Source organism: Ramlibacter sp. GS1-15 (assembly GCF_057785015.1).
The window spans coordinates 1,380,023-1,392,515 of record NZ_JBYNTU010000001.1; the positions used below are offsets into that span (position 1 = coordinate 1,380,023).

11 protein-coding genes are annotated in these 12,493 nt (G+C 66.8%); all 11 read left to right on the forward strand.

The features are described from left to right. The first annotated feature begins 6 nt into the window (after positions 1–6). The 11 genes from AC3EF3_RS06940 to AC3EF3_RS06990 all read left to right on the forward strand — a co-directional run bounded on the left by AC3EF3_RS06940 (position 7) and on the right by AC3EF3_RS06990 (position 12,481). A complete protein-coding gene (locus AC3EF3_RS06940; protein ID WP_488531422.1) occupies positions 7–1,248 on the forward strand; it encodes a thiolase family protein in 1,242 nt (413 codons plus the stop codon). Further along, complete coding sequence (locus AC3EF3_RS06945; protein ID WP_488531423.1) at positions 1,248–2,597, forward strand: NAD(P)/FAD-dependent oxidoreductase; 1,350 nt, start codon at positions 1,248–1,250, stop codon at positions 2,595–2,597. The genes AC3EF3_RS06940 and AC3EF3_RS06945 overlap by 1 nt, the downstream gene beginning before the upstream one ends. Positions 2,598–2,647: 50 nt before the next feature. Further along, a complete protein-coding gene (locus AC3EF3_RS06950) occupies positions 2,648–3,313 on the forward strand; it encodes a TetR/AcrR family transcriptional regulator (RefSeq protein WP_488531424.1) in 666 nt (221 codons plus the stop codon). Positions 3,314–3,443: 130 nt separating this feature from the next. Then, entirely contained in the window at positions 3,444–4,733 is a 1,290-nt protein-coding gene (locus AC3EF3_RS06955; protein WP_488531425.1) for an acyl-CoA dehydrogenase family protein, read from the forward strand. After that, a complete protein-coding gene (locus AC3EF3_RS06960; RefSeq protein WP_488531426.1) occupies positions 4,730–6,172 on the forward strand; it encodes a flavin monoamine oxidase family protein in 1,443 nt (480 codons plus the stop codon). Before AC3EF3_RS06955 ends, AC3EF3_RS06960 begins: the two co-directional genes overlap by 4 nt. Before the next feature lie 9 nt (positions 6,173–6,181). Beyond that, the gene (locus AC3EF3_RS06965) at positions 6,182–6,838 is read left to right on the forward strand and encodes a c-type cytochrome (RefSeq protein ID WP_488531427.1); all 657 of its coding nucleotides are present in this window, start codon (positions 6,182–6,184) and stop codon (positions 6,836–6,838) included. Continuing rightward, the gene (locus AC3EF3_RS06970) at positions 6,838–7,527 is read left to right on the forward strand and encodes a hypothetical protein (RefSeq protein WP_488531428.1); all 690 of its coding nucleotides are present in this window, start codon (positions 6,838–6,840) and stop codon (positions 7,525–7,527) included. The genes AC3EF3_RS06965 and AC3EF3_RS06970 overlap by 1 nt, the downstream gene beginning before the upstream one ends. Further along, on the forward strand, positions 7,509–8,318 hold the full coding sequence (locus tag AC3EF3_RS06975; protein WP_488531429.1) for a Crp/Fnr family transcriptional regulator: 810 nt from the start codon (positions 7,509–7,511) through the stop codon (positions 8,316–8,318). Before AC3EF3_RS06970 ends, AC3EF3_RS06975 begins: the two co-directional genes overlap by 19 nt. Before the next feature lie 3 nt (positions 8,319–8,321). Further along, positions 8,322–9,443: an ABC transporter substrate-binding protein gene (locus AC3EF3_RS06980; protein WP_488531430.1), complete on the forward strand. Its 1,122-nt coding sequence runs from the start codon at positions 8,322–8,324 to the stop codon at positions 9,441–9,443. A gap of 306 nt (positions 9,444–9,749) precedes the next feature. Next, the gene (locus AC3EF3_RS06985; RefSeq protein WP_488531431.1) at positions 9,750–10,574 is read left to right on the forward strand and encodes a formate/nitrite transporter family protein; all 825 of its coding nucleotides are present in this window, start codon (positions 9,750–9,752) and stop codon (positions 10,572–10,574) included. A 281-nt stretch (positions 10,575–10,855) separates the two neighbouring features. Beyond that, positions 10,856–12,481, forward strand: a complete 1,626-nt coding sequence (locus AC3EF3_RS06990; protein WP_488531432.1) for a DUF4382 domain-containing protein — start codon at positions 10,856–10,858, stop codon at positions 12,479–12,481. The last annotated feature ends 12 nt before the right edge of the window (positions 12,482–12,493 follow it).

Sequence of the window (12,493 nt, forward strand, 5' to 3'; positions counted from 1 at the left end):
ACGGACATGGAAAACATCTACATCGCCGGCGTCGCCATGACCGTCTTCGGGCGGCATTTCGAGCGCAGTGTCGAGGATCTCGCGGGCGAGGCGCTGCGCGGCGCACTCGGCGATGCAGGCTGCGATGCCCGCGACATCGGTGCAGCCTTCTATTCGGGAATCACCAACGGGGCCTTGCAAGGACAGTTGTCGATCCCGGGGCAGGTCGTGCTCGGCAAGATCGGGATCGAGGGCATCCCGGTGTTCAACGTCGAGAACGCGTGCGCTTCCGGAAGCACTGCGGTGCACCTGGCCATCCAGCATCTCAAGGCCGGTGCCTGCGACGTCGCCTTGGCCCTTGGCGCGGAAAAGATGAACGTGCCGGACAAGGCGAAATCGTTCGCGCTGTTCGACGCGGGCTGGGACGTCTCGCGTGTCGACGAGAACGTGGCGACGCTGGCAAAGCTGGGCGAAGGCATCGTTCCCCCGCCCGGATCGGAATCGGATCGGCCCTACAGCCGTTTCATGAAGATCTACGCCGCGCTGTGCCGGTACCACATGAAGACTTACGGCACGACACAGCGCCAGATCGCGGCAGTGTCCGCGAAGAACCACGGGCACTCCGTGTTCAACCCGTATTCGCAGTTCCGGCAGGCGTTCACGGTCGATGAAATCCTCGCCGCGCCGCCGATCACGTATCCGATCACCTTGCCGATGTGCGCGCCCGTGACGGACGGTGCGGCCGCGGCGATCCTCTGCACCGATCAGGGCCTGCGTCGTATCGGCGCCCACCGCCATCGCTGCATCGGCGTTGCCGCGAGCGTGATGCGAAGCTTCACGCGTCGCCCCATCGACGAACCGGACAAGGGCATCGGGCGCCTCGCCGCGCTGCAGGCCTACGAGCAGGCGGGGTTCGGCCCTGAAGACATCGATGTCGCCGAAGTCCACGATGCGTCGGCCATGGGCGAGATCATCCAGGCTGAAAACCTGGGCCTGGTGCCGTTCGGCGATGGAGGGCCCGCCGCCGAGCGTGGGGAGTTCACTCTCGGCGGGCGTATCCCGATCAACACGTCCGGCGGGCTCGAGTCCAAGGGGCATCCGCTCGGCGCGACGGGCATCGGGCAGCTCTACGAACTGGTGACGCAACTGCGCGGGGAAGCCGGCGTGCGCCAGGTTCCCGGCGCACGCCATGCGATCCAGGAAAACGGCGGAGGGTTGCAGGGCATCGAAGAGGCGGCGCTCGCCATTCACATTCTGAGCAGGCATTGATGAACATGGAGAAATTCCGTCCGCTTGGCGGTTGGCTGGACAAACCACACGATCCGCAGCCGCCGCTCGAGGACCACGTGATCGCGGACGTGGTCGTGGTCGGTGCCGGTTTCGCCGGCCTGTCTACTGCCCTGGAGCTTGCCGCGCGGGGAGTGAAGGTGGTCGTGCTCGAGCGCGAATTCGCCGGCTCCGGCGCCAGCGGCCGCAATGCCGGCTACCTCGCGGGCGGCCAGGCGCTCGAGTACGACCTGTTCGTCAAGCGGGTGGGCCATGAGCAGGCGAAGAAGATCGTCGGCTTCTACGACGACGGCGTCGACTATGTCGAAAGAAGACTCCGCGAATTGGAGATCGATTGCGACTACAACGCGTCGGGCGTGATCCGCGCCGGCGTGCATCCCTCGCAGGAGAAGAAGCTGCGCGAGAGCATGCAGACGGGCATCGAGCTGGGTTCGCCTGCGCAGTTCCTCGACGATGAACAGATGCGCGCGCGCGGAATCCCGCCGGCGTTCCTGTTCGGCTGCCACATGCCGCGCGGCGGCACGCTCGATCCCGGCAAGTACGTGTCAGGCCTGCGGCGTGCGGCGCTGGCCGCCGGCGTCAGGATCTGCGAGCACTCGCCGCTGCTGTCGTACGAAGAAGGCGCGATCGTCAAGGCACATACCGCAAGGGGTAGCGCGAGCGCCCCGTTCCTGGTGTTCGCCACGAACGCCTACACACCGCAGCTGGGCCTGCTGCGCGACAAGGTGATGTCGCTGCGGGTCTCCGCGATCGAGACCGAGCCGCTTTCCGCCGCACAGCTGGCGCTCCTGGGCTGGCCGCGCCGCGAAGGCCTGGTCACCGCCCACTGGACCATGGAAAGCCACCGGCTGACCGCTCGCAATTCGCTAGTGTTGACGACGAAGCGGCTGGGTTATGCGTACGGTTCGCGCACGCCGAACGTGCCGGACGATGCGGCGTACGGGGCATTGGCCGTGGCGCTGCGCGACCGGTTCCCGATGCTGGGGGACGTGGCGATCCGGTCGTGCTGGAGCGGCTACGTCACGATGGCCTACGACGCGCTGCCGGTCGTGGGCGAAACCGGATCGCATGGGAACATCCTCTACACGGCCGGCTGCTCGGGGCATGGCGTCGCGACACAGTCCCTGATGGGGCAGTTGCTCGCCGACCTCATTGGCGGCATCGAGCATCCGCGTCTCGCGGCACTGCGCCGCAAGACGCCGTCCACGCTGCCCGAGCCTTTGCAGTGGTGCGCCGTCCGCGGGACGCTGGGCCTGATGAACCTGCTCGACGAACAGGTGAACCGCAAGGCGCGTCGCGCAGCCGCCCTGGGGGCATCGCCGATACCGTGACGACAGTGTGTCGTATGATTTTTGTCTGACCGTCAAAACACGACCGCCCGATGACCCTACCCACTGAGCAGCGTACCCCCCGCAAACGGCGCACCACGACCGCGACGGCGAGGGCGACACCCGACACCTTGCGCGCGCAGGGCGTGCGCACGCGCAACACCATCGTTCGCGTCGCCCGCAAGCTGCTGCTGGAAGGCGGCAGCCTGGACTTTTCGCTGCGCGCGGTAGCCCTCAAAGCCGGGATCAGCATCAGCAACCTGCAGTACTACTTCCCGACGCGGCTGGACGTCGTGCGGGCGGTCATCCAGCCCATCATCGACGCGTACATGGAAAACCTGAAAAGCGTCACCGACAACAAGGTCTCTCCCGGCGACGCGTTGCGCGAGCTCCTGGAGCGGGCGCTGAGCGACGCCAGGGAATCGCAGGAGACGGCGCTGTGGTGGCACTTCGTGTCGCTGGCGTCCACCGACCCCGAATGCTCCAGGCTGCTGGACGAGTGGTACGAGGCGCTGACGGGCGGCATCGCGCAGCTCGTTCGCGCGGTCAATCCGCAGTGCAAGCCGGCCGAGAGCATGCAAGTCGCCTCGCTGATCATCGCCATGGCCGACGGCCTGGCCCTTCAGCTGGGCGCGGGCCGGCACAAGCGCCTGAACATTCGCGGGCTCGATGCGAAGTTCCGCGCCGTGGTCAACCAGCTGATCGAGGGAGTCGTCTAGCCGCCGGCACGGCTGTCGCCGCGAGCCGCCAAAGGACAGGGGTAAACCCTGTCTTCTTTTTCGACCCGTGTTTTGTATAGTGACCTATGTTTGGTAAAGTGTTCTACCGACGAAGACAAGGAAACCCGCAATGATTCGCCTGAAGAAATCCACGGAGCTGCCGACGGTCGGGCTGACCGGCTTCGAGGTGCCGCTCGGCCCCGAGGAAAGCGAGATCCAGAAGACCGTGCACCGCTTCGCGCGCGACGTGATGCGGCCGCTCGGGCGCGAGCTCGATCGCATGACGCCCCAGGACGTGATCGCGCCGGGCTCGCCGCTTTGGACTGTCTTGATGGAGAGCGCCAAGCTCGGGCTCGATCCGGCCTTGCTCGCGCAACTGCCGCCCGAGATCGCGATCCGCACCGAATCGCTGATCGGCGAAGAGCTCGGCTGGGGCGATTCCGGCCTGGCCGTGTCGATCGGTGTCGCGGGGATGCCGTTGATGATGGCGCAGTCGGTCGGCAACCAGGAACTGATAGCCCTGTGCACCGGCAAGATCGGCTGCTGGGCGAACACGCAGCCCGACCGCGGCTCCGACGCCGCGATCCTCTACCGCGAAGAAGTCGGTGCGCACGGCAAGCAGCCGATGGGCAACGTCACCGCCAAGGTCGGCAAGGACGAGATCGTGATCAACGGGCAGTACTCGTCGTGGGTGTCGAACGGCTCGATCGCGCAGGTCGCGCTCGCGTACATGGCGGCCGATTACGGCGACGGCTTCCATGGCACCGGCGAGCACGGCGCGTTCACGAACGGGATCGGGATGATCATTCCGCTCGACCTGCCGGGGATCTCGCGCGGCAAGCCGCTGGACAAGATCGGCCAGCGCGCACTGCCCCAGGGAGAGATCTTCTTCGACAACGTCAAGGTGCCCAAGCGCTTCGCGATCGCGCTGAAGGACGAATACCTCGGCAACCTGACGTCCACGTGGTCCTACGCGGGAACGCATATGTCCCAGGTGTTCGTCGGCGTCGCCCGCGCTGCGTTCGAGCTGGCGCTGGCCTATTGCCACGAGCGCAAGCAGGGTGGGGCGCTGCTCATCGATCACCAGATGACGCAGCTCCGGATCGGCGAGATGCTGCGCCGGCTGGAGATGGCGCGCGCCAGCGCCCGCCGCAGCCTCGCCTTCGCGCGGATGGCGCCGCAGACCCACCCGTACACGACCGCGCAGTCGAAGGTCAGCGTGACGGAGGAGGCGATGAAGATCACGCACGAGGCGTTCCAACTGTTCGGCGGCAACGGCACCACCCGCGAGTACCCGATCGAGAAGCTGTTCCGTGACGCGCGCTCGGCGCTGATCGAGGACGGCGAGAACTACATCCTCACGTCGCGCCTGGGCGTGCTCGCGAGCAAGCTGTATCAGAACGGGTGGGCGCGCGAATGAAGCTCACGCTGAGGCGAAGGCAACTGCTGCAGGTGGCCGGGGTTTCCGCCGCCGTGGGCAGCATCGGGTGGCACGCCGCGCCTGCGAGCGCGGGCCCATCGCCCGAGGTTCTCGATGTCGCCATCGTCGGCGCAGGCTTGGCCGGTCTGACCGCGGCGCGGGACCTGCAACTGGCAGGCTGCCAGTCCTTCGTGGTCCTGGAGGCGCGAGGCCGCGTGGGCGGCAGGACGCTCAATGCCGACGTGGGCGGAGGCCATATCTCCGAAGTCGGCGGCCAGTGGATCGGGCCCGGCCAGACCGCGGTGGCCGATCTCGCGCGTGAGCTCGACATCGGCACGTTCCCGACGTATTACGAAGGCAAGACGACGCTCCTGGGCGGCAATGGCAAGTTGGCGATCGACCTGCACGGCACCTTCGGCACCGACGAAACCATCGGCGCGAAGCTGAGCGAACTCTCCCGCGACGTCCCTTCGGGCGCGCCGTGGAAGGCGCCGAAAGCCGCCGAGTTCGACAAGCGTTCGGTCGGCGACTGGCTCGCGACGCAGAACATCAAGCCCGAGGACCGGGTGGGCTGGAACGGCAGCGTCCTGCTTTCCGGCGGCGCGGGCCCGGCCAAGATGGGGCTGCTGCATTTCCTGTCGATGATCAATTCGGCCAACAGCGACTACGAACAGCTCGACTCCATCAAGCACAGCGCGCAGGAGACGCGATTCGTCGGCGGCTCGCAGGCCATCAGCACCAAGATGGCGCAGCAACTGGGCGACAAGGTGCGCCTTGCGTGCCCGGTGCGCAGGATCACCGGTTGGGACCGCGACGTGGTCACGCTTCACACGGACAAGGGCGAGGTGCGTGCGCGCCGGGTCGTGATGGCGATCCATCCGGCCTTGTGCAATCAAGTGACTTTCGATCCGCCCCTGCCCGGGAAGCGGGCCGCGCTGCAACGCGCGTGGCCAGCTCACTCACCGGCGCGCAAGACGGCGATGGTCTATTCGCGCCCGTTCTGGCGCGACAAAGGGCTGAACGGGCACATCTTCCAGATGGGCGGCCCTGTCATCTGGGCCTGGGACAACTCGCCACCGAAAGGAGAGATCGGCGTCATCAACGCTTTCGTGCTGAACGCGGCGTTGCCTTCCGACCTCACGGCGGCGCAGCGCGTGTTGGCGGAAATCTATGCACAGGCCTTGGGCCGCGAGGCGCTGACGCCCGTCTCGTACCACGACCACGACTGGGCTCGCGCCGACCCCTGGTCGATCACATGCGTTTCGGCCATCCCGCCCGGCTTCTGGACCGCACATGGCGAAGCGCTTCATCTGCCCTGCGGCAACCTGATCTGGTCGGGCACCGAGACGGCCGACATCTGGGCGGGCTACATGGACGGGGCGGTGCGCTCGGGGCACCAGGCCGCGCTGCAAGCCCTCAGCGCATTGCGCCGGGCCTAGGAGATTCGGATGAAAAAGTGGATATCGGGCGCCGTTGTTGCCATCGTTGTCGTGCTGCTGGCCATCTTCGGCCCCGAGCTGCTCGACTTGTACCGCCTGCAGCGTTATGTCGACACAGCGGCTGCGGCCTACGAGGCCAACGGAGGGCCCTGGCCGCAACTGGCCGATGCCTGCATCGGCTGCCACGGCGCCAACGGCAACTCGCAGCACCAGGGCTATCCGAGCCTGGCGGGCCAACCGGCTGCCTACATCGCGACGCAGCTCCACGACTTCGCCAGCGGACACCGGAGCAACCCGACGATGGGGCCGCTGGCCATGTCGCTCAGCGACAGCGAAGTCAAGACCGTGGCGGACCACTTCGCCAAACAGGCGGTGAGCGAGAACCGGTGGTTCGAACCCGATCCCGGACTGCGCGACAAGGGTCGGCAACTCGTGGCTGCGCAGAATTGCGCCGCATGCCACGGTGACAAGCTGATGGGCCACGACCGGTTTCCCCGGCTGGCCGGGCAAGGCTACGACTACATGCTCGCGCAGTTCGACGCGTTCGCCTCCGGCAGCCGGATCGAACCCAGCGGCATGATGAAGACGATCTCCACGGCCACGTCCGCGGACGACCTCAAAGCGATCGCCACCTATCTGGCGAGCCTCACCCCCGAAAGCAAATGATGGATATCAAATCTCTGGCGTTCATCCTCGCCGACACCTTCATGGTCCTGGCCGGATGCTTCTATGGTTTCAAGTTCTTCAGGAAGCGGAACTACCTGCTCGGGCTGGAGTGGCTGATCGTCGCGCTGTCGGGGACGAACTTCTTCCTTTTTTTCCTCACCGGCTCGCATGACCTCTACAACATCGCGTTCTTCTTCGACGCGTTCTCCCGGGGTTTCGGCTTGCCGGTCATCGCCACGGCGGGCCTGATGGCCGTCACGCATGACTACAAACCATCGACCCTCGCGGACGCCGGCTACTTCGTCGCCAGTTTCGCAGGGGCGGTCATCTTGGTGGCCGTCGACGCGGTCGCTCCGGCCAAGCCCTGGTTCTACCTGGCCATGTGGACCGCCTATTCGGTCTATCTCACCTACTTCGCCCTGAGATTGCTTGGCGCGGGGCAGAAGAAGCACGCGATCGGGCTGCTCCTGGTCATGCTGACGTCGCAGGCGATCGCCTCGATCTACGACTTCTACAAGATACCCGGCGACGACGCGGACCACACGATCTTCTATGTCCTCGCGCTGTCGACCTGGGCGTTTTCCCTGGTCGAGACCTACTACGCTTATCGTGCGCTGGAACGCTCCCGCGACACCGTCCGCATCGAAAAGCCGGAAGCGGCCGCCGATCCATGCTCGGCGCCGAGCTGAGCAACGGCGATCGCCCCACCGGCCGCAAGCTGCTGGAGGAGCTTTGCGCGGAAGGAGCCGCGTCGCGCGACCAGGAAGGGTGGCGCCTGAAGACGACCGAGCGGCTGGCGTTGGCCGCCAACTCGTGGTTCGCGGGACTGCCTGCTGCCGTGCGGCACGATCTGCTGCGGGCCATCCGCGTGCGATGGTGCGAGCCGGCAGAGATGATCTTCCGCACCGGAGCGCCCGTGCGCGCGTGGATGGTCTGCCTGACCGGATCGGTGCGCGTGGCCACTTCCTTCTCGTCGGGCGGCCGCTCGCTCACCTTGCGGTACCTGCGTTCGGGGCAGTGGTTCGGTGACTTGCCCGTGCAAAGGGATCAGGGCCATTCGCACGAGGCCTCGGCCTGCGGTGGGACCCGCGTCGGGGAGGTCGATCGGCAAGCCGTGTCCGCGCTGATGGACAAGCACGCCGACTTCCAGGGTGCCTTGCTGGCCTGGCAGTCGATGCGTTTGGCCTCGGTATATCGGTTGCTCGAGGAGCAGACGACACTGAGCCTGTCGGCGCGCATGGCCAGGCATCTGCACCGGCTGAGCAAGGACCACGGCGTGCAGCAAGGAGACAGCGAAGTGCGCATCGCGCTGCCGCTCGTGCAATCGGATCTGGCTGCCCTGATCGGGTGTTCCCGGCAGCGGGCGAACGAGGCTGTCGGGGAGCTCGCACGACGCTCGATGATCCGTTACGAACAAGGGACCCTCGTCGTCACGGACCGCCGCGCACTCGAGTGCCTGGCCGAGAGCCGTTCGGTGTAGGAGATGCACGTGCAACGTCTGCTCGCGATAGGGGCTGTGCTCGTCGTTGGGTTGGTCATCGCGCCGTCCGCATCCGCAGCGGACGACATCGTGATCGGCCAGGTCGCACCGCTCGATTCGACGGAAGCCCGCGCTTACGCGGCCGGCATGCAGCTTGTGTTCGACCGAGTCAACACAAGTGGCGGCGTGAACGGGAAGACGATGGTGTTCGCCCGGCGGGATGACCACGGCAGCCCCGCGGAAACCGTGCGGGTCACCACTCAGTTGCTCGCCGAGACCAAGCCGCTCGTACTCGCAGGCTATTTTGGTAGCGCCAACGTAAGCCAACTGCTCTCGTCGGGGACGCTGGAGCGGGAAGGGATCGCACTGGTAGGCTACCGCTCATGGGAGATCCAGGCGGGTGCGCACCTGCTGTACAACGTGCGAGCCGGTCTTCGGCAGGAAATCGAGCGCATCGTGCAGTACCTGGCGACCATAGGGATCACTCGAATCGGCTTGCTATACGAGGCGGGCAGCGGGGGATCGGGCCTGGTGGCTGCAATGCAAGCGGCAGCGAGCAATGCGCACGCCGCCATCGTTTCGCAAGCTTCCTACGTCGGGGGCACGACGCGCGTCGGGCCGGCGGTGAGCACGCTCGCGGGTTCGTCGGCGCAAGCGGTCATCGTCATCGCCAGCAATGGCGCGGCAATGAGCTTCATCGAGCAGTACCGGTCGGCAGGGGGAACTGCGCAGCTGTTCACCTACTCGGGTGTCGACATCGAGCAGCTGTCGCGACGGCTGTCCGAAGCCCAGTTGCAAAGCCTGGCGATCGCGCAGGTCGTACCCAACCCCTACACGATATCGACGCGTGCCGCCAAGGAACTCAACGACCTGGCGAATCAGAAGAAACTCCAGCTGCCGGTCAGCTTCGCAATGATGGAAGGCTTCATCACAGCGAAGGTGATCGTCGAGGCGCTGCGCCGGTCCGGCCGCGCGCCCACCCGCGGCGGCTTCATCGCCGCCCTTGATGGCATGCGTGGGTACGACGCCGGCGACTACATGGTCGACTTCGACCCGATTCAGCACACGGGTTCGAACTATGTGGAGCTGTCGATGATCGGCCGCGCGGGAAGAATACGGCAGTAAGTGCGCCGAACGGCGCCGCGCGGAAATTCCGCAATATGGCTGCCACGGATCGGAAGCGCACATGACGCCCCGGCGTGCTCGCGCCACGTAGCCCCGCGCGTAAGGACCGCGCTGATTCCGACAAGTACGGACAGGGTGGGGGGTGAACGACACCCTGCTCTGGATTCCAGCGGCGCGCTCATCCATGGTCGGGCTCGCCGGCGCCCGAAGTGGCGGCGCGGACCGATCATGTTGCCTGTGATTGACCTACATCATCCTGTGCGCAGGCCGACCTCGTACGCTGTTCCTGCCACCGAATTATTCGCCATGGACGGTAAAGACGGCTTTGACGCATACACACCGGCCCAGATTGCCGCACGCGTGGATGAATTCTGTGTCGCCAAGGCAAAACTCGCGTTTCTGCCGCTTGCGATGTTGGGTGTGCTTGCCGGAGCCTTCATCGGGTTGGGTGCCTTGATGTTCACGTTGGTGGCAAGCGACGCCACATTGGGATTTGCCGCGACGCGGCTCCTGGGGGGCATGGCGTTCTGTCTCGGCCTTGTCCTGGTGAGCGTGGCCGGCGCCGAGCTCTTCACCGGCAATAATCTGCTTGCAATGGCGTGGGCGGACGGCTGTGTTACCACGCGGCAGGTGCTTCGCAACTGGTTCGTCGTTTGTTGCGCGAACTTCCTGGGCGCTTTCGGGCTGGCACTTCTCGTCTGGCTGTCGGGACACGCGTCACTCAACGATGGCAATGTCGGGCGCGCGGCGATCCGCATCGCCATGTCGAAGGCCCAACTTTCCGTTGGAGAGGCGTTCCTTCGCGGTGTGCTTTGCAATGTACTCGTCTGCATGGCAGTCTGGATGGCGTCCGCGGGGCGAAGCGTCACCGACAAGGTTGTCGCTATCGTCTTTCCGATCACCGCGTTCGTCGCGGCGGGATTTGAGCACTCGATCGCGAACATGTACCTGATGCCGCTTGCCATGCTGCTCGGCGCTCCGCTGGGCCCGGGAGACTTGTTCCGCAATCTGGCTCCGGTGATCGCGGGCAACATCGTGGGCGGTAGCGTACTCGTCGCGCTCGTGTACCACGTCATCTATGTCCGCGGTGCACGACGCGGGCACTCGCCGGACGCGGATGGCAGGCAGTAATCGAACGATCCTTCAAAGTACGGGACGCTAGGTATCTACGCGGGATGTTTGCCCTCAGGACATGGTGTCGATGCCGATCACCGGGCTGAAGCCGCGCGCCCTGCAATCCCGCGAAGAAACCTTGGAGCTCGGTGACGGATCTGATGGCTAAGTCGCCAGGCCGAGCGTTCGGTTCCGCCTGCGACTCGCACGCGGCACTGGCAGGCCGCGTATGAGCTTGCAGTGCCATCTTGCGGCGCGTAACCTGATCGTCGATCCGGATTGCCGGAGGGAGCTGCGCCATGGCCTGGGCGCAAACGAATGGCGGCCGCGTGCGGCGTCTCGTGCCGCTGGTCGCGATGGCGGTGCTGGCCGCCTGCGGCGGCGGCAGTGGCGGGGATGGCATGGCTGCCGATGCGCGCCAGCAGAACGGCCCCCAATCCGCAAGTTGCTCGTCGATCACGCACCTGCTGATGGCCGTCACGGGCGTGAGCCTCGCGCGCGGCAGCCAGCAGCAGGTCCAGGATTTTCCGTCGCCGCGTACGATCGACCTCCTGGCACCGCAATCGGGCGTGCTGCAGATGCTGGGCCTCGCCCCGCTCGGGTCCGGTGACGCCGCGCAGGTGCGGCTCACCACGGCGGACGGCACCGTGCAGTTCTCGACCGGTGCCACCGCCGCCCTGAAAGTGCCGGGTGGCACCACGGTGGAAGCAGCCGCGCAGGTGCCGGCCGGCACGCTCGCGGACCTGGTCGTGGCAGCGTTCGACCCGTGCGCCGCGGTGCACGCCGCGGGCAACTCCGGGCAGTGGCTGCTCACGGGCGATATCACGGCGCAGTTGCGCACGCTTCCGTTATCGACCGCGATGCTGCAGCTCGTGGCCGGCCCATTCCGTCCCTTGCCGGGCGGCGGCTACGCCATCGTGCAGGCCAACGGCAGCGGCGACTTCGTCGTCCAGCGCTTCGATGCGTTCGGGAATGCGCTGGGCGCCTCGGTCACGATCACGCTGCCGATCGGCACCGACGGTTCGTCGCCTGCGCTGACGCTGCTCGCATCCGGCTATCTCGGCACCTGGCTCGGGCCCAACCTGAATCCGCAGCAGCCGCTCGCCAACGACTTCCCGCTGTTCGCGCAGTTACTGGATGCATCCGGCGCACGGGTCGCGGCGCCCGTGCAGGTGGCGATCACCACGCCTTTCACGTCGCGCATCGTGCCGGGCTCGCTGCCCCGGGCTGCCGCGCTGCCGGATGGCGGCGCCGCACTGGTGTGGGTGCGGCTGCAATCCGGGAGCCTGAACATCTTCCTGCAGCGCTTCTCGGCGACGGGCCCCGCCGGCAGCCCGCAGCAGGTGAACGTCACCACCGCGCAGGGCATGCCCAACGTGGCCGGCCTGGACAACGGCAACGTGCTGGTCGTGTGGGGCACGGGCGCGCTCTTCGCACGCGTCTTTGCTTCGAACGGCACGGCCGGTCCGCAGCAGGCGATCGCGCTGGACGCGGCGTCCCTCTCCGGCATCCCGGTCGTCAGCCCCGCGCCGGGCGGCGGCGCCGCGGTGGCCTGGGAAGGTCAGGTCGGCTCGGGCGTGGTGTTCATCGAACGGCTCGGGCCGGACGGCGCGCCTGTCGCCGGGCCGCAGGCCGTCACCGGCGACCCGGTGCCGCCGCAGGTCGCGGCCGGGCAGTCCAGTCCCTCCGTGGGGGTCCTAGCCGATGGCAGCGCGGTGGTCGCGTGGGTCGAAGGGCCGGCACAGGTGCTGGCGCGCCGCTTCGCCGCCGACGGCACGCCTCTGGGGCCCGCGCAGGTGATCGTGGGTTCGCACGCGACCGCGCCGGTCGTGGTGCCGCTGTCCTGGGGCGGGTTCGTGATCCAGGCGGCGACCTCGGGCGGGCCGGTGGCGAGGCTGTTCGATGCGCAGGGGCTGGTGGGCTGACTTCGGGGCGCC